A 21,947-nucleotide genomic window follows, 5' to 3' on the forward strand; every position below is an offset into this window, starting at 1 on the left:
CGCTTAAATAATGACTCAGCTTTAAACAGTATCTATCGATATTCATTAATTGTCATCTATAGCGTTGCCATTAAGAACTTACTTTAAGCTAAAATTTTGAGGCTCTATACTGACTTTTTGGCATATTTATCTGTTTACTGATAATTGCCTTCGCTGTGTCCTTAGCTAACTATGATTTACACTTCTTGATATTCTTACAGATAGCATCTATATATAGAAGCCGACCTAATCCCTTACTATCTAGTGTTGATACACAGTTTTTGCTATAATAGCTGACTTTATAATATTGCTTAATGGCATTTCTTATTGACCTTGATTATTCAACGGTTGATTGTTTGAAATTTTGCCTTTAAGTGATATCTATCTCTTATAACATATCATAGCAGTTGGATATAATTGACGCAGTCTTGCGGTTATATGATTGATGGTTGCAATCATCACTGCCAACGGACGCAAAAAGGTGAATAGATTATGGTAGCGATTACTTTACCCGATGGTAGCGTAAAAAACTTCGAAGGTAGTACCACCGTCATGGAAGTGGCACAAAGCATTGGTGCAGGATTGGCTAAAGCGACGGTCGCCGGACGCGTAGATGGTCATCTAGTTGATGCGCACGACCCTATCGCTCATGATGCTAAGGTTGAAATCGTGACACCAAAAGATGATGACGGTGTCGATATCATTCGCCATTCTTGTGCTCACCTATTAGGTCATGCGGTTAAGCAGTTATATCCTGATGTAAAAATGGTGATTGGTCCCGTTATTGATGATGGTTTTTATTATGACATTTATAGCGAAACACCATTTACGCCTGAGCATATGGCAGCCATTGAAAAACGCATGATGGAGCTAATCAAGCAAGATTATGACGTTATCAAAAAAATAACGCCACGCGATGAAGTCATTAAAATCTTTGAAGAACGTGGTGAAGACTATAAGCTTAAGCTGATTAATGATATGCCAGGCGAAGAAGCCTTTGGTCTCTATCATCATCAAGAATATGTCGATATGTGCCGTGGTCCACACGTGCCGAACACCAGATTTTTGAAAGTATTCAAACTGACCAAAATGTCTGGTGCATATTGGCGCGGTGATGCCAAGAACGAGCAACTGCAACGTATCTATGGTACAGCATGGGCGGATAAAAAAGATTTAAAAGCCTATATTCAGCGTATCGAAGAAGCCGAAAAACGTGACCATCGTAAAATTGGTAAAGCGTTAAATCTGTTCCATATGCAAGAGCAAGCACCCGGTATGGTGTTTTGGCATGCGAATGGTTGGACGATATATCAAGTACTTGAGCAGTATATGCGTAAAGTACAGCATGATAATGGCTATGAAGAAATTAAAACGCCACAAATCGTTGATCGTAGCCTGTGGGAGCGTTCGGGACATTGGGGCAACTATGCTACCAATATGTTCACGACTGCCAGCGAAAATCGTGATTATGCGGTAAAACCAATGAACTGCCCGTGCCACGTGCAAGTCTTTAACCAAGGCTTGAAATCTTACCGTGATTTGCCATTACGTATGGCAGAGTTTGGCTCATGCCATCGAAACGAGCCATCAGGTTCACTACATGGTTTGATGCGTGTACGCGGCTTTACCCAAGATGATGCTCATATCTTCTGCACACAGTCGCAAATCCAGCAAGAAGTCGCTGACTTTATTAAGCTAACCCTTGCCGTTTATGAAGACTTTGGTTTTGACAATATCATTATGAAACTCTCGACTCGCCCTGAAAAACGGGTTGGTAGTGATGAGTCTTGGGATTTTGCCGAAAAAGCTTTGGCCGATGCATTAGATAGTTCAGGTCTTGATTGGGCTTATCTACCAGGTGAAGGTGCATTCTATGGTCCGAAGATTGAATTTAGTTTAAAAGATTCTTTAGGTCGCGTCTGGCAGTGCGGTACGATTCAGGTTGACCCAAACATGCCTGAACGCCTTGACGCAGAATTCGTCAATGAGCAAAACGAGCGCGAAGTACCTATTATGTTGCACCGTGCCATCTTAGGTTCATTCGAGCGCTTCATCGGTATATTGATTGAAAACTATGCTGGTTGGATGCCCGTTTGGCTAGCGCCGCAACAAGTGGTGGTGATGAATATCACTGATAAACAGGCAGATGCTTGTGAAAATGTGGTCAGCGAACTCAAAAAGTCAGGTTTGCGAGCTATTAGTGACTTGCGTAACGAAAAGATTGGATTTAAGATACGAGAGAAAACATTAGAACGCGTTCCCTATATGCTAGTATTAGGGGATAAAGAAGTCGAATCGGGCAGTGTCAATGTCCGTACTCGTGAAGGTGAAAACCTTGGCGTGATGAGTGTTCCAGAATTTATTACATTAGTACAGACCGCTGTCAGCGACAAAGGCCGACAGACCCCAAAAACAGATGAGGAGTAATACCTATTAAACAGTCAAACCGTTTGAACATCAACGAAGATATCACAGCCAAAGAAGTCCGTCTCGTTAAAGAAGACGGCGAACAGATGGGCGTGGTCGATATCGAAACCGCGATGAAAGCGGCACGTGAAGACAGTCTAGATTTGGTCGAATTGGTTCCTGAAGCCAAACCGCCAGTATGCAAAATCATGGATTATAAGCATTTCCTCTATGATCAAAAGCAAAAGGCGAAAGAAGCTAAAAAGAACCAAAAGCAAACTCAGCTAAAAGAGATGAAGCTGCGTCCTAGTACTGAAGAAGCTGATTATCAGGTTAAACTGAAAAAAATCGTCAGCTTTTTGGAAGACCAAGACAAAGTTAAAATCAGTATTCGCTTTCGTGGCCGTGAAATGGCGCACCAAGAGATTGGTCGCAAGCAGCTAGATCGTATTATCGAAGATACTGCTGAGATTGCTAACGTTGAGCAATATCCTAAGATGGAAGGTCGTCAGATGGGTATGCTGCTTGGGCCAACTAAGAAAAAGTAATCTGTTTATTAGATGGCTGTTAGTCAATATAGATATGTATAACCTTAACCATCAATATACTGCGGGATATTGATGGTTTTTTATTGTGTACATAGATACATAGATACATATCTCTTTTAAATATGTTTAGTCAGATATAATTGGCTGACTCTATTTTACAAAACCTACCTTCTCAACCATTTGATTACGCGGTAATCTAAAGGTCTGTTTTATATTTGCTAATCAGCATTTATTAAAAATTTCTAGTAAGTGTATAAAAATAACGTATATCACGACCATCAGAGTCGTTGACAAAAACACTACTTTTATCCAATATTGAAGGAAATTTCATGCAAGAATTGACCCCACCAGAAAATGCAACGACGCCAAGTATTTCTCTAACCGCGCCTGAACCTGTGAGAGAAATACAAAAAAGCGAAGCAGATCAAATGGTCAAATTGGATGACAGCCAAATCCCCGAGCTTGATGCCAAGGTCGATGCCTTTGTTGATCATGTGATTAACAATTCTGTACACAGCGCTGAATTTCAGCAAAATGTGCAATCGATTCACAATCTCGGCACCAAAGAGATTCGTGAATCAGCCCAAGTGTCTAATCGTATGCTTGATTTACCCGCCAAAAGTCTCAATGACAGCTTGTTTGATAATTCCCCTATCGCCAAGTCATTGACTGAGTTGCGCGGCATCGTCGAAGATTTAGATCCCAGTAAAAAAGAGCTGACCAGCTCGCGTAAGTTATTCGGTCTCATCCCATTTGGCAATAAAGTACAGGATTACTTCCGTCAATACGAATCTGCACAGTCGCATATTAATGCGGTTGTTACCAGTCTATATAATGGTAAGGATGAGCTGCTCAAAGACAATGCGATGATTGAGCAAGAAAAAGTCAATATGTGGGAGCTGATGCAATCCATACGCCAATACGTTTATGTCGGCAAAAAAATCGATGAGCAGTTAGAACAAAAGGTTTATGCGATAGAAGCGACCGATCCCGAAAAAGCACGCATTATTAAAGAAGAGATGTTGTTTTATGTGCGTCAAAAAAACACCGACTTTTTAACTCAGTTAGCCGTGAACGTGCAAGGCTATTTAGCGCTCGATACCATTCGCCGCAATAACTTAGAATTGATAAAAGGCGTTGATCGAGCCACCACAACCACCGTATCTGCATTACGTACAGCGGTCGTGGTTGCACAAGCAATGACCAATCAAAAACTGGTGCTTGATCAAATTACTGCTTTAAATAAAACCACCAGCAGCTTGATTGAATCGACCTCAGCGATGCTAAAACGTCAGTCAGGTGAAATCCATGAGCAAGCGACCAGTAGCAGCATTGAGCTTGATAAATTGCAAAACGCTTTCAATAACGTCTATGATACGATGGATATGATTAGCAATTATAAAATTGAAGCGCTAGAGAACATGAAACAGACGGTCAATACTTTGACTACTGAAGTCGATAAGGCTCAGAAATACTTGGATAAGTCTAATCAAACAACAGTACTAGAAGTGTCGAAAGAGATAGACAGTAAGAAGATAACCAATAGATCAAGTACAGTCGATATCGACATTTGATTTGTTTTTAATAGTTGTTGCCTATTACAGGTGGCCACTTCCTGCTACCAAATACACTTAAGACAATTGACGCAAGATATTGCAACGTCGTTCGTGTTAAGATAGTCATTATTAATAATTTTAAAAATAGATACGGTAATTTATGAGTTGGAACGATCCAAACGCCTCAAGTGAGGCAAAAAGATATGACAATCCTATCCCTAGTCGCGAACTGATACTCAGTACGATTAATGAGCATGGTGAAGTCACGCATCAACAATTGGCAAAAGCCTTTAATATTGATGACCCAGACCAGTTTGACGCTTTAGGCAATCGCCTAAAAGCCATGGCACGCGATGGACAAGTAAACCGCGACGGTCGTCCTTATCGCTATCGCACGGTGACCAAGCAAGATGTCGTCAGAGGTACAGTTTCTGCACATCCTAAAGGCTTTGGCTTTGTATTATTAAGCGATATGCCAGATTTGTTTTTGCATGAAAAGCAAATGCGCTGGGTTTTCAACGGTGATACCGTAGATGCAGTCGGTACATCGACAGACAATCGTGGGCGCATAGAAGGACGTATCGTCGATGTCGTTGAACGTCGCCAAAACAACTTCATTGGTACATTAGCGCGTGATGAAGATGGCTACTGTGTCGAGCTTGGTAGTCCAAATAATCACCAGCCGATTACCGTCACTGAAGAAAATGTACAAGCGATGAATGCCAAGCAAGGATCTCCTGTTAAGGTTGATGTTATTGATTGGCCAAATCAGCATGAATTTGCAACGGGTAAAATCACCGAAGTACTGTCTGATGACAATGATCGCGAACTGATTATCGAAACCACCTTACTCAATTATGACATCCCATCAGATTTTAGCGAAGCAGCACTGAAGCAAGCCAACGATTATCAAGAGCCGACTGAAAAAGATTTAAAAGGTCGTACAGATTTGCGTGATTTGCCGCTGGTGACTATCGACGGTGAAGATGCACGTGATTTTGATGATGCCGTATTTGCCGAAAAACGCTCTGGTGGCAACTATCGTGTCTTAGTGGCGATTGCTGATGTCAGTTATTACGTTACACCAAACTCGCCACTTGATAAAGATGCCTACGAGCGCGGTACGTCCGTATATTTCCCGCATCGCGTGATTCCAATGTTGCCAGAAGTACTCTCTAATGGTCTGTGCTCACTAAATCCTGACCGTGATCGTCTTTGTATGGTCGCTGATATCAAAATATCGCGGGCAGGCAAAGTGACTGGTTATGAGTTCTACCCTGCTGTCATGCACTCACAAGCACGCTTAACCTATAATCAAGTGAATGCTTATCTTGAGAATCCAGAAGATAAGAGCGTACCTACCTCTCTCACGGGTAATAAAGACGTCAAAAAATCTGTCGATACCTTACATCAATTGTATGAGCTACTGCTGAAAAAGCGTGAAGAGCGCCATGCAATGGAGTTTGAGACGGTTGAGACCTACATTAAGTTTAATGAGAAAGGTGGTATCGAAGCAATCCTACCGCGTACTCGCGGTGATGCTCAAAAACTCATTGAAGAATGTATGCTGCTGGCCAATACTTGTGCAGCGAACTTTGCACTCAAGCATGAGCTTCCTGTCTTATATCGTAACCATGACAAACCTGATGGCGAAAAATCAATGCGTATTCACGAATACGCAAAGAACTTTGGTTTAAGCTTCCCAGAAGAAAATCCAACGCAAGCCGATTATCAGCGCATTATTGAAGCCACCAAAGACAGACCCGATGCGATTAGTATCCACAGCATGCTGTTGCGTTCAATGATGCAAGCAAACTATGCACCTGACAATATCGGTCACTTTGGGCTAGCTTATGACGAATATAGCCACTTCACCTCGCCGATTCGTCGTTACCCTGATTTGATGCTGCATCGTGCCATCAAAGCAAAAGTGACCAATACTCAGCAGCCAGTGATGGACTTTTCTCTTGAAGCGGCTGGCACGCAAACCTCAGATACTGAGCGCCGTGCCGAAAAAGCCTCACGCTATGTAGAGTCTTGGCTCAAGTGTCACTATATGAAAGATCATGTTGGTGAAGAGTTCGAAGGTGTGGTTACTACAGTCACAAGCTTCGGTTTGTTTGTTACCTTGACTGACTTATATATCGATGGTTTGGTTCACATCTCTAATGTCGGTGATGACTTCTTTGTTTACGATGAACAGCAACAACAGCTGATCGGTAAAGACAAAGGGACATTGTTCGGACTGGGCGATCGCGTTAAAGTGAAAGTTGCTGGCGTCAATATGGATCTGCTACAAATTGACTTTGATTTAAAAGCTAAATTGCAATCTAGTGAAATGAATCAAACGAAGAGCGCGCCTTCTAAGAAAGGCACTGAGAAGAAAAGTACTGATAGAAGAAGCCCCGCTAAAAAGACTGGCAGCCGTAGTAAAGGTGCAAGTAAGAAAAGCTAGTGTTAGCAAACACTTCAAATAATAAAAAGGCCAACGATGACGTTGGCCTTTTTTGTGCGTGGTATTTTATAACAACTATTTAAATCATTATTGCGTATTACTCATCTGGTCTAGACGTTCCTTGTCTGCTTCCTGAGCCTGATCTATTTTCGCGGTAGCATTATCGAGAATGGCTTTAGGTTGTTTGCCAAGTGGCTGGCTTGCGACATCTACTGAGCCACTTTCTACATCATCCGTATTTGGTAACGCTGTATCGGGAGATTGCTCAGATCCTGCGTCACTTATGACTGCTTCTCTATCTTTCTCACGTTGATTGCCATTAATGAGGTTAAAACCTAGTAACGCAACCATGCCCACTAGGGCGAATATAATCAAGTGTTTCATTTGCATAAAAAATGTCTCGTATTTGAATGATAATCAGATATACGTTTCGTTGCATTTTTTATGCCTAGTTTTTGGCAGGTTTTTGCAAATTATTCTTGCGGGCTATTATTATTCAGTAAATCAGTCTCGTCAGAGCTTTCTGCAATTTCCTGTTCAACTTTTTCCATGAGTTTGTCGTCGGGACGAGCGTTAAGCACCTCATCAGCATTACGACCTTGTAAAATCAATTTGGCACGAGCCTTTGCTTGTTTTTTGTCCTTGTCATCAACGCTATTATCTTTATTCTGGTTTTTATCGGTCACTTTGGGCATGATTGGCGTAATTGTCATATCTGACTTAGCACTATCAGTGTTAGCGTTAGCGTTAGCGTTAGCGTTAGCGTTAGCGTTAGCCTGCATATTCTCAAATGCTTTTTCTAAGTTACTATTAAAACGCAAACGATAAATCGGTTCAGGCAAGCTGAAGCCTTCATTTTCTAACGCATGCTTGGTCTCACGAATGGCAATACTGCGTGCTTTTGAGAAATCCGTATCTGATTGATCCACCCAAATTTGAAATTCTAAAATAATATTAGAGTCGCCAACATTGGTAATGACAGCCACTGCTTTTGGCTCATCTAAAACGAATGCTAATGTATGTATCGCATCCAGTCCGACCTTGATAGCCGCTAATGGATCATCATTGGCATCAACGCCTAACTCAAAGGTAAATCGACGTTCTGGATTTTTGGTGTAATTTAAAATCGTTGCTTTAAATACTTCAGCATTAGGAATGCGCAACTGATTGCCATCTAAGGTCATTAGAATAGTCGCACGTGAGGTTAGCCGTACTACAATCCCCTCTTGATTATTAATCAAAATATGATCACGTGCGCGAAATGGTTGGCGAATACTGAGCATGAGCGAGGCAATGTAATTCTCAATAGTGTCTTTAACCGCAAAACCAACGGCAATACCGATAACGCCTGCACCGCCAAGCAAAGTGCCTAAAATGGTTTCGGCGCCTATCAAACTCAGTGCAAGAATCAAACCGAAAATAATAAAAATAACTTTAACGGTTTGTGACAGCAATTCGGCGACAAACGGATTGGGCGTGAGCCGTTGCCACATTTTTTTGCGATTAGACAGCCAACTACCAAACCATGTCACCAATGCAAATAGGACAATGCCGACCAATAGGAGTGGCAAGGCTTTGACCAGATTTTTGGCTTGTGCTTTAAGACCTTGATAAACGGTAGTGACATTGTCTTGAACATCAAGGGTACGATCAATTCGATCTTCGACAGTGACCACATCTGTCAGACGGTTGGTCAAATTAATGGCTTGTTGCGCTTTTTTCTCGTTCGGCGTCTCTCCGGTTAAGGTGACAACACCTTGCGTAACGCTGACATTGACAGCCTGCAGACCTTCTATTTCAGAAAAAATACCCTGAATACGTTGACGAATGTCATTGTCTTTTTGCGGAGTAGGAGTGGTTTCGATTTGCGCATTATTGGTGCCCTCACCACTGATTATGGGTGGTGGCGCTGGTTCAGGTATGACCACTGGAGATGCTGAAGCTTCCTCTTCTGATGTCGCATCAAGCAAAGGTTTATCAGCTGCCGGATTTTCTGCTGTATCTATCCCCAATGCAGTGGTGATACCAGTCACCTCTTCACCGGCCGCATACACTGGAAAGGCAAAAAGGATGCTTAGTAACAACAGCATTTGACCGCACGCTTTTATAAAATCGCGCATCGTTGAACGGTCAAAGTGAGTGTTCATAAGCATCCTTTGCTTTTTATAGATTTTCGTACTCATCTTTCTTTACTAAATGTTCAATAATCATTAACTGTCCAAATAAACTTGTGCCTCGCCCAAGTTTAACGTGCCTTCATAGATTGCGCGACCAGTAATGATACCTTCAATACAATCGCCATAAGGTTTCAGCAGTTCGATATCTTTCATATTGGTCACGCCGCCTGAGGCAATCACAGGCAAGCCGCCTTCACGTGCTAAATTGACAGTTTGTTCAACGTTGACGCCTTGCATCATGCCATCGCGGTTGATATCGGTGTATACAATCGACGATACGCCAACATCTGCAAAGCGCTTCGCAAGCTCGGTCGCCTTGGTATCCGTCACATTTGCCCAGCCATGAGTGGCAACCATGCCATCTTTAGCATCGATACCTACAATGATATGACCCGGAAATTCGCGGCAAGCTTCTGCGACAAACTCAGGATCTTCGACCGCTTTTGTACCAATGATGATATAAGTCAAACCAGCCGTAATATATTGCTCAATGGTGTTCATATTGCGCACACCGCCGCCCAACTGAATAGGCAGATTCGGATACGCTTTAGTAATATCATTCACCACTTGTCTATGAACGGGTACGCCGTCAAATGCCCCATTCAAATCAACCAAATGCAGTCGACGTGCACCTTCCTCTACCCAGCGTGCTGCCATGGCCACTGGATCATTAGAAAAAACCGTATCATCCTCCATACGGCCTTGTTTTAAGCGGACACATTTACCATCTTTTAAATCAATAGCCGGGATAATGACAGGCACAGCACACATATAGCATTCCTTATAAAGCACAACAATAAATATATTTAGAAAAGTAAATTTAAAAATCAGAGTGTATTGAACGTTCAACACCCTCTAAACACGCATAAAAACATCAGTCAAAAGTGACTTAATATATAGATAAATCAAAAGCTATCCATGATAGACCCGAAATCCACTTCGATAGATAGCAATGACCATAAAAAAACTGTCAATCATAACCATAAGTTTTAATACATTGAATCACTGGCAACATTAGATAAATTCAATTACTGACTGGCAATTTTAGGTCAATTTAGCGTATAATCCTAGGTAAATTTTTATTTGTTTCTATGTGATAGTAACCATGCGCTGCGCTTTTTATTGGGTCATTTATGGCTTAGTGTTGCATAGCGGTCAGGATGAGTCGAGCAGCAGTTCAGTGCATCTTTTTGATGTTGGCTGACATATTGCTAAGAAGGGTTATATTAGAAATTTCAACTGGTGGCCTCTAAACAGTCTACTCTACAGCACTAAACTCTAATGACGCCTCTTTCTTTTTTATAGTCTCTATCGTATCTCTATCACTAGCTAACTATTTTAGAACAGTCATTACTAGCTGTATAGCCGCTTATTGATGTGAGTGAAATCTACTTAATAATGGCTTCGCTAGTTTGTCTATCAACCAGTTTATCATCTATTTCGATAGATCATCTTTTGGCTATATTCTTATCTAATTGCGTATCTATTAACAAGATACCAAACCGATAAGGGTGGTCAATTGCGCTGGTGTTACAAGCTTTAATTTTCAATGAAACGTATGATAGAGCTATTGTCTACACAATCATTTTCGCTAAAGGCTTGAACGATTGCGTTTGATTTGATGGTTTTAACATACACCTTGGTAGCCAGTCGCCACTTTGGTCATTCGAATAAGACATTAACGTGTTGTTAAGGAGTCTAAGGTCAGCGTTAATACTCTTACTAGTAGTTATGATCATGCGTTATTTTTAGAGACCCTTTGTCACTATCCTACTATAGGAAGAGAGACGTGGGGGCTTTATTGAATGACGCAGATGTTCATGCTACCGATATACCAAACAGGACGTCTGGTATCGTTTTAGACTATGGACTAAGTTTTCGCTTATGATTACCATCAAAAAAGGTTTGGATTTGCCCATCACCGGTGAATCATCCCGCGAGATATCTGAGCACCAACCGACACATGTCGCCGTTATTGGCTATGATTATGTGGGCATGAAGCCCACGATGAATGTCAAAGAAGGTGATATCGTAGCAAAGGGTCAGCCCGTTTTTGAAGACAAAAAACGAGTTGGCGTTATCTATACTGCCCCTGCTGCTGGTAAAGTCGTCGCGATTAAACGCGGTGAACGTCGTGTGTTTGAGAGCCTTGTGATTGCGGTCGACCCAAACGGTGAAGAAGTAGACTTCGAGCGCTATGACTCCCAGCAACTTGCTGACCTAGACGCTGAAGTTGTTGAAACCCAACTGCTTGCCTCTGGCGAATGGACCGCGTTTCGCACGCGCCCTTATAGCCGTGCGCCAGAAATCGGTGCCCGTCCTCATGCTATTTTTGTCACCGCTATGGATACCAATCCATTAGCATTTGACCCAATGCTGCTGATTAACGATCAGTTGCAAGCGTTCAATGACGGACTTGCTGTCTTATCGACACTCAGCCCCAAGACCTTTGTTTGCCATCATGGTGATGCCCAGTTGACGCCAGTTGCCAAAACGGCGGCTAATAATGTCACTGAGTATCATAGCTTTGCTGGTAAGCATCCTGCTGGTCTGGCTGGCACGCACATTCACTTTTTGCACCCAATCATGCGCGGTGTGACCGTATGGACGATTGGCTATCAAGACGTGATTGCGATTGGTAAGCTATTCACCAGCGGTCGCTTATATACGCGCCGTATCATTAGTTTGGCAGGTCCTGCGGTCACCAAGCCACGTTTGGTGGCTACTGAGCGCGGTGCTGATATCGCTGCTCTGACCAAAGGACAGCTGGCGGCTAGCGAGAACCGTATTATTTCCGGTTCGGTGTTGTCAGGTCGCAAAGTGTTTGGCAATACGGCTTATCTTGGTCGCTTTCATAACCAAATCAGTGTGCTGCCTGAAGGGCGTGAACGTCCAGCGTTCCATTTCCTAAGTGTCGGCACTAACCGCTTCTCTAAGCTGCCTATTTATATTTCTAAGTTTTTTGGTAATAAGAAATATAACTTTACGACCACGAGTAATGGTTCACCGCGAGCGATGGTACCTATCGGGGTTTATGAAGAGGTCATGCCGCAAGATTATCTGCCGACACAGTTACTACGGGCATTAATTGTCGAAGACATGATTAGCGCCGTAGATTTGGGCGTGCTCGAATTGGACGAAGAAGATTTAGCATTATGCACCTTCGTATCTCCTGGCAAATATGAATTCGGTGATATTTTGCGTGATAACTTGACGCGCATTGAGCTGGAGGGCTAACCACGATGAAATTTTTACACAATATGTTCGATCGTATGGAGCCGTCTTTCACCAAGGGTGGCAAACACGAAAAATACTATGCTATCTTTGAGATGTTTGATACGTTTTTGCGTCAACCAAGCTCAACCACATACTCAGCATCACACGTACGCGACGGTATCGACCTAAAGCGTATTATGATTACCGTATGGTTATGTACTTTCCCAGCCATGTTTTGGGGTATGTACAACATCGGTCATCAAGCACTAACGGCGATTGCAACCCTTGGTTTGCAGCCTGAAGGCTGGCGTACCGTTATCACCAGTATGGCAGGCTATAACCCAGACAGTATCTGGGCAAGCTTCGTTTACGGGGCGATGCAATTTTTACCGATTTATATCGTCACCTTTGCGGTCGGTATTCTCTGTGAGATTATCTTTGCTGTAGTGCGCGGCCATGAAGTCAACGAAGGTTTCTTTGTGACCTCAGTGCTGTTTGCGCTTTGTTTACCACCAGATATTCCTTTATGGCAAGTTGCCCTCGGTATTATCTTTGGTGTCGTAGTCGCAAAAGAAGTGTTCGGTGGTACGGGTAAAAACTTCCTAAACCCTGCCCTATCGGGTCGCGCATTCTTATACTTTGCTTACCCTGCCTATATGTCTGGTGACTCAGTATGGACAGCTGTTGATGGTTTCTCTGGTGCGACGCCACTTGGTCTTGCCGCGTTAGGCGTAGTTCCTCAGGACTTCGTCGACGTCTATGGTAATGCAATCACTTGGGGTGATGCGTTCTTAGGTAATATGCAAGGCAGTATCGGTGAAGTATCAACACTGGCTATCCTAATGGGTGCCGTCGTTCTACTTTGGACGCGTATTGCTTCATGGCGTATTATGGCAGGTTGTGTGGTAGGTCTGATTGCTACTTCTCTTGTCTTTAATATGATTGGTTCTGAAGACAATATGATGATGAACTTGCCGTTCTATTGGCACTTAGTGATCGGCGGCTTTGCCTTTGGTGCCGTGTTTATGGCAACCGATCCTGTATCAGCTGCGCATACCAATAAAGGTCGCTGGGCTTATGGTATCTTGATTGGTTTTATGACGGTATTGATTCGCGTCGTGAACCCAGCTTTCCCAGAAGGCATCATGCTGGCCATTTTATTCGCCAACTTATTTGCTCCATTGTTTGATTACTTTGTGACCCAAGCAAACATCAAACGCCAAACAGCTCGGAGGGTTCGTTATGTCCAAGCCCAAAAGTAATAATGCGAAAACCATCAGTGTGGCATTGACGCTATGCTTGGTGTGTTCCGTCTTAGTTTCAGCAGTAGCGGTTGGTCTAAAACCTGCTCAAATTGAAAACGCACGCTTAGACCGTAACAAAAACATCTTGGTCGCCGCTGGCATGTACGATGCCGAGTCTGATACAGCAGATGATGTTGCTGAACGTTTTAAAGATTTCGATGTCGAAATTATTGACTTAAGTAAAGGCAGCTACGTTGATGATGAAGCGCTAAAAGCCGCTGGCATCCCTGATCGTAATGCTTATGACGCAAGCCAAGCGACTAAGAATAAAGCACTGAGTGAAGATTTAGGCAACAATGACCCTGCTGGTATTGGTCGCAAGCCTAAATATGCCAAAGTCTATGTTAAAAAAGATGACGCAGGCAAACCTGAAATGGTTGTTTTGCCGATTCAAGGCTATGGACTATGGGGCACTATCTATGGTTTCTTAACCCTTGAAAGCGATATGAATACCATCAAAGGTATCAGCTTTTATGAGCATAAAGAAACCCCAGGTCTGGGTGCTCGTATCGAAGAGCCAGAGTGGCGTGCGAAGTGGAGCGGTATCCACTCATATGACGAAAACGGTAATGTTGCCACTGGTGTGACCAAAGCGGGTACACCAAAAGAGAACTGGGTCGATGGTATCAGTGGTGCAACCTTGACCGGTCGCGGTGTCAGTAACATGATTCAGTTTTGGTTGGGTGAGCAAGGTTATAAGCCTTATTTAGATACGCTACGTAAAGAGAGTGGTCAAGCGATTGACAATGCAGCAGATACAAAAGCTACGCAATCAACGCTGAGCGCTCAACCTGAAACCGAACTGGCAGCCAAGCGACCAGTAGCAAACGGCAAGGAGGCATAACATGGCTGACACTAAAAGTATTTTAACCTCGCCTATTTTTGATAATAACCCCATTGCCCTACAGATTCTTGGTATCTGTTCGGCGCTGGCTGTCACCACAAGCATGGCCAATGCCATGGTAATGTGTGTGGCGTTGACCTTAGTCACGGCGTTTTCAAGCTTCTTTATCTCGATCATTCGTAAGCAAATCCCTTCAAGCATTCGTATTATCGTACAGATGACCATTATTGCTTCCTTGGTTATCTTGGTCGATCAGGTGCTAAAAGCCGTTGCTTATGATGTGAGTAAAGGCTTGTCGGTCTTCGTTGGTTTGATTATCACCAACTGTATCGTGATGGGTCGTGCCGAAGCATTTGCCATGAGCAATCCACCAGTGCCAAGCTTTTTAGATGGTATTGGTAATGGTCTTGGCTATTCTGCGGTTTTGCTGTTTGTTGCGACTATCCGTGAGCTACTTGGCTCAGGTACGTGGTTTGGTATTACCATCCTACAGCCTGTCACTGATGGCGGTTGGTATATTCCAAACGGTCTATTACTGTTGCCACCGTCAGCATTCTTTATTATTGGTTTGTTCATTGCCATTATCCGTATCTGGAAACCTGAGCAGGTTGAAGACGCTGAATTTGTAATGAAGCCGCAGTCTAAAGGCATGGCACATGGAGGCGGTCACTAATGGGACATTATGTTAGTTTATTTATAACCTCAGTCTTTATTGAGAATATGGCGCTGGCCTATTTCTTAGGTATGTGTACTTTCTTGGCCGTATCAAAGAAGGTTTCAACCGCTATTGGTCTGGGTGTTGCCGTGGTCGTCGTGATGGCGATTACCGTACCGCTAAACAACTTACTCTTTCAGTTCATTCTAAAAGATGGTGCGCTGGCATGGGCAGGTTTCCCTGATATCGACTTAAGCTTTTTGGGCTTGCTCAGTTATATCGGCTTGATTGCTGCGACCGTACAGATTCTAGAGATGTTCCTCGATAAGTTCGTCCCTAGTCTGTATAACGCCCTTGGGGTGTTCTTGCCACTCATCACTGTAAACTGTGCCATCTTAGGTGGTGTACTGTTTATGGTGGAGCGTGACTATAATTTCGGCGAATCTGTCGTATATGGTGTGGGCGCAGGCTTTGGTTGGGCATTGGCGATTACCGCATTGGCCGGTATCCGTGAAAAGTTAAAATACTCAGACATTCCAGCACCGCTGCGTGGTCTTGGTATTACTTTTATCACAGTTGGTCTAATGTCACTTGGCTTTATGTCTTTCGGCGGTATGTCAATTTAGACCGCTAAGCTTAACAGCCTATTTAGCGATTTGACCTATTTAATTCATTTATTCGGTAGGGGTTCAGGAAACACGCAATGACGTCTTTTCGCACCCCTACTCCATAGATTAAGGATACCTACCATGGATTACGCTACGGCGATTGGTGGCGTTGCTATGTTTACCTTGATCATCATGGGCCTCGTTGCCATTATTTTGGCGGCGCGCTCAAGACTGGTCAGTTCAGGCGATGTTACCATCCATATCAATGATAATCCCGATAATGACGTCGTGACCCCAGCAGGCGGTAAATTACTACAAACCCTTGCAAGCGAAGGTATTTTCTTATCTTCAGCCTGTGGTGGCGGTGGTACTTGTGCGCAGTGTCGTTGCCGCGTTATTGAAGGGGGCGGCTCTATCTTGCCCACCGAAGAAGGCTATTTTACTCAAGGCGAAATTCGCAATCACATGCGTTTGGCTTGTCAGGTAGCCGTTAAGCAAGACATGAAAATCGAGATTGACCCTGAGTTTTTTGATGTACAAAAGTGGGAATGTGAAGTTCTCTCTAATGATAACGTTGCTACCTTTATTAAAGAGCTGGTCCTTAAAATTCCAGATGGCGAAGAAGTGAACTTCCGTGCTGGTGGTTATGTACAGTTAGAAGCGCCACCGCATGAAGTGCATTATAAAGACTTTATCATTGACGAAGAATACCGCGAAGACTGGGAAAAATTTGGTATTTTCAACTATGTCTCAAAAGTTGATGAGCCAGTTATTCGTGCTTACTCGATGGCCAACTACCCTGAAGAAAAAGGCCTTATTAAGTTTAATATTCGTATCGCTAGTCCACCGCCACGCGGTCCTGACGGTATTCCACCAGGCAAAATGTCATCATGGGTATTTAGCCTAGTACCTGGCGACAAAGTAACAGTTTCAGGTCCTTATGGTGAATTCTTTGCCAAAGAAACTGAAGCTGAAATGATTTTTGTTGGTGGTGGTGCAGGTATGGCACCGATGCGCTCGCACATCTTCGATCAGCTTAAACGCTTACATACTAAGCGTAAAATCAGCTTTTGGTATGGTGCACGCTCTATCCGCGAGATGTTCTATGTTGAAGATTATGATCAACTAGCAGAAGAGTTTGATAACTTTGAGTGGCATGTGGCTTTGTCTGATCCATTACCAGAAGACAATTGGGAAGGTCCAACCGGCTTTATCCATAACGTGCTACTTGAAAATTATCTGAAAGACCATCCAAACCCAGAAGACTGTGAATACTACATGTGTGGGCCACCGATGATGAATGCAGCGGTCATCGACATGCTACACAGCTTAGGCGTGGAAGATGAAAACATCATGCTTGATGACTTCGGCGGTTAAGTGAGTAACTAAGCAAGTGGCTACGTAAAAAAGTATTCTAAAGTGATAAATAAAAAAGAGTCTCAATTGAGGCTCTTTTTTTGTTTCTAAAACCTTACAATATTAGGTGTTTATTGTTATTATTGAATAATGATTGGTTTCTGAAACTATTGTCAGTTTTAGTTAAACAACAGCTTAGTATCTTTAAATTCAATAAAAGGTTTTAATATGAAAATTAGTATATTTACAAGCGTTCTTGCTTCTATTCTAATATTGTCAGGTTGTTCAAGTGCTCCTAAGTCAACTTGGAAAAAAGCAGGAATATCTCAACATGATACACATAACGCTATACAAAAATGTAAATATCAAATTGGCATAGCGAAGGTAAACAGTGAAAAAGAAAATAGTTTATTTAGTTCCTGCATGGAATCAGAAGGTTACCGCTATACAAGTTAAAGATTAGCTGAAAGATAACTCCTGTAATATGATTAAATTATCTTTAGTTAAGATTAAGGGCATCTTGTTAGATGCCTTTTTTATTGTTTGAAATTTAATATATGATGGAATTCAACCCATAGATTCAAAATAGAAATATTTTTAAGCTAAAAAACTATTGGCTAAAGTGTATACAAAACTTCAATTATTTAAGAAAGGATTCTTATGAAAACCAACATTAAAGATTTGACCATTTGGATTACTGGTGCTTCTAGTGGTATAGGCGCAGCATTAGCCATCGCCTTTGCCAAACGTGGTGCCACCATTATTTTAAGTGGGCGTGATGAGGCAAAATTAGTAGCAGTCAAAAACCGCTGTAAAAACAGCAAAAACCATTTCATCATCCCTTTTGATATCACCGATGCTAAACAAGCAAAAGACGCGTATAAGACAGCTAAAGCTCAAGCTGGAAAAATTGATTGGCTTATTAATAATGCTGGCATCAGTCAACGATCGCTTATTATGGAAACCACTGAAGAAGTTGAGCGCCAAATTATGGAGATAGATTATTTTGCGCAGACACGTCTTACTAGACTGGTATTGTCAGATATGGTCACACAAGGTGGCGGCAAAGTTGTCATGGTATCGAGCGTCGCAGGTTTATTAGGCACGCAATATCGCGGCGCTTATGGAGCAGCCAAAGCCGCACTTCATATGTGGGCAAACAGTCTGCGTGCGGAACTGCATGAACAAGGCATAGAGGTGGCGACGATATTTCCAGGATTTATTCAGACCAGTATTTCTATTAATGCCTTGACTGGTGATGGTAGCGCGCAAGGAACGATGGACGAGGCAACCAATAAAGGATTAACCACAGCTACCTTTGCTAAACAAGTTGTCAAAGCCCTGATTAAGGGTGAAGAATATATCATCGTGGCAGGCACTAAAGAAAAACTGGCGACCACAGTCAACCGCCTATCGCCACCAAAACTATATAAGCTCATCCGTGAATCAAAAGTAAAGTAAATCTAGTCGTTTAAGCCACTAGGTTTTAAGTCGATGATTGGCGTTATGGGTGACAAGGGGTGTAAAATAGGCCACGCTAATAGAACATGCCACTCACCCTTTTGCCATAAAAGCTATTGTGATTAATATGAAAACACCAATAATGCAAAAATTAGCCCCACTCTCATTGTTTAACAAATCGATGAAAACCACTTTATTGCCAGTTATGGCTATCAGTGCTGTATTCAGTCTTAGTGCTTGCCAGCAAACGCCAGATTATGATTATCTCAGCGGTGAGACTATGGGAACGAGCTACCATATCAGTTATCAGCTACCTGCGGATGCAGATGAAGCGGCCATCCAAGCGTCGATTGATAAGCGCTTGCAGCAAATCAATGACAGTATGTCTACCTATCAAGCAGACTCTACTATCTCTCAGTTCAACCAGTTAGGTAAAGACATCCCCCTCACTATCGATGCAGATTTTGCTCACGTGCTTGATGTGTCACGAATCGTCTATCAGCAATCTGGTGGCGCCTTTGATCCTACCGTCATGCCATTGGTAGAGACTTGGGGCTTTGGTAGCACCATGACCGTTGAGCGCTTGCAAAGTCCGCCAACAGCACTTGAGATTGCTCAAGCAAAAGCCTTGGTAGATTTTGAGAGCATCATACAAAAAGAGCAGAGTATTTATAAAACCAAAGATGGCGTCGGGCTTGATTTCTCAGCAGTTGCTAAAGGTTATGGCGTCGATGTGATTGCCGATGTGCTCAGAGATGACTATCAAATTCGCAACTACATGGTAGAGATAGGGGGTGAGATTGCAACCTCTGGGGTCAATAACCAACAGCAGCCGTGGCAAATTGCGATTGATGCGCCTATTGAGGACAGTACGGTCAGCGAGCGTCAGACAATATCAGCGATTCGTCAACCCATCAATACCGATAATCAGATGTATTTGGCAACTTCTGGCAACTATCGTAATTCCGTCATATTCGATGGTCAGCGCTACAGTCATACGATTGACCCAACCACTGGCAAGCCTATAGCGGGCGGCGCACCATCGGTAACCGTTGCAGCAAACTCAGTTGCCTTGGCAGATGCGTGGGCAACCGCCCTCACTGCGATGCCTTATGAAAAAGCCCTTGCAACAGCCAAAGCACAAGATATAGCTGCCTTGTTTGTTGTCTTAGCTGACGAGGCAAAGGCGACGGGTTCTGATAAGAATACTGACCAGTGGCAAGTGGTACAAACACCAGCGATGCAAGCATTACGCGCTGACAAACAGCCTTAGAACTTAGTCTCAATAGAGCTTAGTCGCAATACTGTAAACGGCTCGATAACCATCAACGATCCATACAAAAATTTGCTATACTGGTTTTGCTATACTATTAAGGTATTACCCTAGTACATAGCCACACTATTTTTAAAAATCGAGGTTTCCTCTATGCTTAGTCAATTGCTTCCCATGCTTGCCATTACCTTTACCGTATTTGTTCTGTTCTTTATTTTTATGGGTATCGGTTATATGGTTAAAAAGAAGCCGCTTAGAGGATCTTGTGGCGGCGTTGCTAAACTAATGGGTGATGAAAATTGCTCGTTTTGTGGAAATGATCCCAATAAGTGTGATTCAATCGTGGCAGAACAGCAAGAAAACGCTCTTAAAGCCGCTCAGCTAGGCAGACCTGTATAAACTAAATTTTATAAATACCGCGTTTGTTACCATACGCTGGTAGTATTTACCTAACATCTGTTCTTATAATAGCGTCTAGTCCTTTGAAAGGGACTGGCGCTATTTTTAGTTGTGCCAGCCGCGACGTATCTAGTTAGCATCGCTTTAAGATATCTTGGATATAAATACGGCACGTGCAAGGCCTGTTAATAATAGTAGACTAAATAAATCTAATACCGTATCCAGTTGATAGGCGATTGAAGATAAGCGCGCTTTCAAAATGGTTACTCATATATCTTGTATTCTGCAAGTAATCTCTAGTTCTAATTTACGATTCTAATTAATGATTTTAGTCACCGTCTAGGTGCGTTTTCTTTGGTGTTATTTACAAGCGACGATGCTTCGGCGCTGTTTAATGACGTGTCCTTTTTCTTATTCTAATAGTCGTGCTGCTATGTCTACCTCTACTGATTTGCCACCTGATGTGCCATTACAGTCTCATTCAGATACGCCGTCACCGTTTGAGCTGCCCTCCTCACGCTTCACTTTTTGGCTCATTTTATGTGCCATGATTTTGCTCGCCACCAATATGCGTGCGCCTATTGTTGCTCTCGGCTCTATTGCCCCTGTTGTACAAGATGCCCTCAATATCTCTGAGACGCAGATTGGTTGGCTAGGAGCAGTGCCCATGCTGACTTTTGCGGTGGGCGCACTGATCGCGCCAGCCATTGGTAAGCGTTTTGGGCTTGAGAATACGCTCATTGCGATGATTGCGTTATTAACGATTGGTATGATGATTCGTACCGTTATTCCCACTTGGTCTGGGTTTTTGATTGGTACGTTATTGTTGACGTTGGCTATCGGCTTTGCGAACACCTTAGCTGCCCCTGTTATTAAACAGCTTACGCCCAAGCATATTCCACTCATAACAGGGCTATTTAGTCTAACGATGACGGTGACGGCAGGCATCGTCGCCGGAGTTGTACTACCATTATCTGAGCAAGTGGGTTGGCAATGGGCACTAGGTGGGTGGTCGCTATTGGGTATTTTTGCGATCATTATTTGGATATTTTTGCGATTGCGGCTTGGTTCGTCTAGTCATCAAGCCATTGTGCCACCTACCTCTGGAGCGTCTGACATCTCCATGTGGCGTACACCTTTTGCTTGGCAAATTGCGGTATTTATGGGGCTGCAATCACTATTATTTTATACTGTTGCCAGTTTCTTACCCTCTATTTGGGTCAGCAAAGGGCTATCCGCAGTGCAAGCAGGACAAATGGCTTCAGTGTTTCAGTTTATGGCGCCAGTCTCTATTTTGAGCCTGACGTGGCTGATCAATCGCGGCCGCCCTATTCAGGCGCTGGCGGTGTTTGCAGCGGTGCTGAATGTTATTGGTATTTTAGGAATCAATTATTTATCTACCGACCTCGCTTGGTTGTGGTCAGGTCTGATGGGCATTGGCTGCTCCGCTATTTTCACCTTGAGTATGATGCTGTTCTCCTTACGTACTTATACGACCAACCAATCTAGTGAGCTGTCTGGTATGGCGCAATTCGTCGGTTATTTGATTGCGTTTTTTGGTCCCTTAGGGACAGGTTGGCTACATGAAGCGACTGGCAGCTGGGATTTACCCCTATTCATTATGCTCATTTTGATGGTTATCAACGTCGTCATTGCTTGGGTAGTGAGTCGTCCAGTGATGGTCGATGGCAAAACGCTGTAATATCAAAA

At 43.1% G+C, this 21,947-nt stretch carries 18 protein-coding genes; 15 read left to right on the forward strand and 3 right to left on the reverse strand.

Going from position 1 to position 21,947, the window contains the following annotated elements; genetic code table 11:
- Positions 1-471 precede the first annotated feature (471 nt).
- The 4 genes from thrS to rnr all read left to right on the forward strand — a co-directional run bounded on the left by thrS (position 472) and on the right by rnr (position 6,944).
- Complete coding sequence (gene thrS / locus JMV76_RS03410; RefSeq protein ID WP_087815146.1) at positions 472-2,406, forward strand: threonine--tRNA ligase; 1,935 nt, start codon at positions 472-474, stop codon at positions 2,404-2,406.
- Between the two features lie 23 nt (positions 2,407-2,429).
- Positions 2,430-2,933: a translation initiation factor IF-3 gene (gene infC / locus JMV76_RS03415; RefSeq protein ID WP_045447656.1), complete on the forward strand. Its 504-nt coding sequence runs from the start codon at positions 2,430-2,432 to the stop codon at positions 2,931-2,933.
- Positions 2,934-3,262: 329 nt separating this feature from the next.
- Positions 3,263-4,507, forward strand: a complete 1,245-nt coding sequence (locus tag JMV76_RS03420; RefSeq protein ID WP_045453830.1) for a toxic anion resistance protein — start codon at positions 3,263-3,265, stop codon at positions 4,505-4,507.
- 142 nt (positions 4,508-4,649) lie between these two features.
- Complete coding sequence (gene rnr, locus JMV76_RS03425; RefSeq protein WP_201501654.1) at positions 4,650-6,944, forward strand: ribonuclease R; 2,295 nt, start codon at positions 4,650-4,652, stop codon at positions 6,942-6,944.
- 87 nt (positions 6,945-7,031) lie between these two features.
- On the opposite strand, the gene JMV76_RS03430 is transcribed toward rnr, so the two are convergent.
- The 3 genes from JMV76_RS03430 to hisA form a co-directional block, all read right to left on the reverse strand.
- On the reverse strand, positions 7,032-7,334 hold the full coding sequence (locus JMV76_RS03430; RefSeq protein WP_201501655.1) for a hypothetical protein: 303 nt from the start codon (positions 7,332-7,334) through the stop codon (positions 7,032-7,034).
- An 83-nt stretch (positions 7,335-7,417) separates the two neighbouring features.
- On the reverse strand, positions 7,418-9,091 hold the full coding sequence (locus JMV76_RS03435; protein WP_201501656.1) for a mechanosensitive ion channel family protein: 1,674 nt from the start codon (positions 9,089-9,091) through the stop codon (positions 7,418-7,420).
- Positions 9,092-9,154: 63 nt separating this feature from the next.
- Positions 9,155-9,892, reverse strand: coding sequence for a 1-(5-phosphoribosyl)-5-[(5-phosphoribosylamino)methylideneamino]imidazole-4-carboxamide isomerase (gene hisA / locus JMV76_RS03440; RefSeq protein ID WP_045447648.1), 738 nt, complete (start codon positions 9,890-9,892; stop codon positions 9,155-9,157).
- 1,113 nt (positions 9,893-11,005) lie between these two features.
- Between hisA and JMV76_RS03445 the strand changes: the two genes are divergently transcribed.
- The 11 genes from JMV76_RS03445 (at position 11,006) to JMV76_RS03495 (ending at position 21,939) form a co-directional block, all read left to right on the forward strand.
- On the forward strand, positions 11,006-12,358 hold the full coding sequence (locus tag JMV76_RS03445; protein WP_201501657.1) for a Na(+)-translocating NADH-quinone reductase subunit A: 1,353 nt from the start codon (positions 11,006-11,008) through the stop codon (positions 12,356-12,358).
- Positions 12,359-12,363: 5 nt separating this feature from the next.
- The gene (locus JMV76_RS03450; RefSeq protein WP_055125672.1) at positions 12,364-13,599 is read left to right on the forward strand and encodes an NADH:ubiquinone reductase (Na(+)-transporting) subunit B; all 1,236 of its coding nucleotides are present in this window, start codon (positions 12,364-12,366) and stop codon (positions 13,597-13,599) included.
- Complete coding sequence (locus JMV76_RS03455) at positions 13,580-14,485, forward strand: Na(+)-translocating NADH-quinone reductase subunit C (protein ID WP_201501658.1); 906 nt, start codon at positions 13,580-13,582, stop codon at positions 14,483-14,485. Before JMV76_RS03450 ends, JMV76_RS03455 begins: the two co-directional genes overlap by 20 nt.
- A gap of 1 nt (position 14,486) precedes the next feature.
- On the forward strand, positions 14,487-15,158 hold the full coding sequence (locus JMV76_RS03460; RefSeq protein WP_055125671.1) for an NADH:ubiquinone reductase (Na(+)-transporting) subunit D: 672 nt from the start codon (positions 14,487-14,489) through the stop codon (positions 15,156-15,158).
- Positions 15,158-15,766 (forward strand): NADH:ubiquinone reductase (Na(+)-transporting) subunit E, encoded by a 609-nt coding sequence (gene nqrE / locus JMV76_RS03465; protein WP_011281361.1) that lies wholly within the window; start codon positions 15,158-15,160, stop codon positions 15,764-15,766. The genes JMV76_RS03460 and nqrE overlap by 1 nt, the downstream gene beginning before the upstream one ends.
- A gap of 123 nt (positions 15,767-15,889) precedes the next feature.
- Positions 15,890-17,125, forward strand: coding sequence for an NADH:ubiquinone reductase (Na(+)-transporting) subunit F (gene nqrF / locus JMV76_RS03470; protein ID WP_201501659.1), 1,236 nt, complete (start codon positions 15,890-15,892; stop codon positions 17,123-17,125).
- A 207-nt stretch (positions 17,126-17,332) separates the two neighbouring features.
- Positions 17,333-17,560, forward strand: coding sequence for a hypothetical protein (locus JMV76_RS03475; RefSeq protein WP_201501660.1), 228 nt, complete (start codon positions 17,333-17,335; stop codon positions 17,558-17,560).
- Positions 17,561-17,764: 204 nt separating this feature from the next.
- Positions 17,765-18,565, forward strand: coding sequence for an SDR family NAD(P)-dependent oxidoreductase (locus JMV76_RS03480; RefSeq protein WP_201501661.1), 801 nt, complete (start codon positions 17,765-17,767; stop codon positions 18,563-18,565).
- A gap of 142 nt (positions 18,566-18,707) precedes the next feature.
- Positions 18,708-19,838, forward strand: coding sequence for an FAD:protein FMN transferase (locus tag JMV76_RS03485; protein WP_227690073.1), 1,131 nt, complete (start codon positions 18,708-18,710; stop codon positions 19,836-19,838).
- 153 nt (positions 19,839-19,991) lie between these two features.
- Positions 19,992-20,237, forward strand: coding sequence for a (Na+)-NQR maturation NqrM (gene nqrM, locus JMV76_RS03490; protein WP_045453840.1), 246 nt, complete (start codon positions 19,992-19,994; stop codon positions 20,235-20,237).
- Between the two features lie 433 nt (positions 20,238-20,670).
- Positions 20,671-21,939 (forward strand): MFS transporter, encoded by a 1,269-nt coding sequence (locus tag JMV76_RS03495; protein WP_227690075.1) that lies wholly within the window; start codon positions 20,671-20,673, stop codon positions 21,937-21,939.
- Positions 21,940-21,947: the final 8 nt, after the last annotated feature.

This window comes from Psychrobacter cibarius (assembly GCF_904845955.1).
In the GTDB taxonomy this organism is placed as follows: Bacteria; Pseudomonadota; Gammaproteobacteria; order Pseudomonadales; family Moraxellaceae; genus Psychrobacter; species Psychrobacter cibarius_B.

What these genes read in the sequence shown, in the direction of transcription:
- nqrM (WP_045453840.1), top strand. Translation starts at nt 19,992, where the DNA reads ATGCTTAGTCAATTGCTTCCCATGCTTGCCATTACCTTTACCGTATTT.
- hisA (WP_045447648.1), bottom strand. Translation starts at nt 9,892, where the DNA reads ATGTGTGCTGTGCCTGTCATTATCCCGGCTATTGATTTAAAAGATGGT.
- JMV76_RS03460 (WP_055125671.1), top strand. Translation starts at nt 14,487, where the DNA reads ATGGCTGACACTAAAAGTATTTTAACCTCGCCTATTTTTGATAATAAC.
- JMV76_RS03475 (WP_201501660.1), top strand. Translation starts at nt 17,333, where the DNA reads ATGAAAATTAGTATATTTACAAGCGTTCTTGCTTCTATTCTAATATTG.
- JMV76_RS03450 (WP_055125672.1), top strand. Translation starts at nt 12,364, where the DNA reads ATGAAATTTTTACACAATATGTTCGATCGTATGGAGCCGTCTTTCACC.
- JMV76_RS03445 (WP_201501657.1), top strand. Translation starts at nt 11,006, where the DNA reads ATGATTACCATCAAAAAAGGTTTGGATTTGCCCATCACCGGTGAATCA.
- JMV76_RS03455 (WP_201501658.1), top strand. Translation starts at nt 13,580, where the DNA reads ATGTCCAAGCCCAAAAGTAATAATGCGAAAACCATCAGTGTGGCATTG.
- rnr (WP_201501654.1), top strand. Translation starts at nt 4,650, where the DNA reads ATGAGTTGGAACGATCCAAACGCCTCAAGTGAGGCAAAAAGATATGAC.
- JMV76_RS03480 (WP_201501661.1), top strand. Translation starts at nt 17,765, where the DNA reads ATGAAAACCAACATTAAAGATTTGACCATTTGGATTACTGGTGCTTCT.
- JMV76_RS03495 (WP_227690075.1), top strand. Translation starts at nt 20,671, where the DNA reads ATGTCTACCTCTACTGATTTGCCACCTGATGTGCCATTACAGTCTCAT.
- JMV76_RS03435 (WP_201501656.1), bottom strand. Translation starts at nt 9,091, where the DNA reads ATGAACACTCACTTTGACCGTTCAACGATGCGCGATTTTATAAAAGCG.
- JMV76_RS03430 (WP_201501655.1), bottom strand. Translation starts at nt 7,334, where the DNA reads ATGCAAATGAAACACTTGATTATATTCGCCCTAGTGGGCATGGTTGCG.
- JMV76_RS03485 (WP_227690073.1), top strand. Translation starts at nt 18,708, where the DNA reads ATGCAAAAATTAGCCCCACTCTCATTGTTTAACAAATCGATGAAAACC.
- nqrE (WP_011281361.1), top strand. Translation starts at nt 15,158, where the DNA reads ATGGGACATTATGTTAGTTTATTTATAACCTCAGTCTTTATTGAGAAT.
- thrS (WP_087815146.1), top strand. Translation starts at nt 472, where the DNA reads ATGGTAGCGATTACTTTACCCGATGGTAGCGTAAAAAACTTCGAAGGT.
- nqrF (WP_201501659.1), top strand. Translation starts at nt 15,890, where the DNA reads ATGGATTACGCTACGGCGATTGGTGGCGTTGCTATGTTTACCTTGATC.
- JMV76_RS03420 (WP_045453830.1), top strand. Translation starts at nt 3,263, where the DNA reads ATGCAAGAATTGACCCCACCAGAAAATGCAACGACGCCAAGTATTTCT.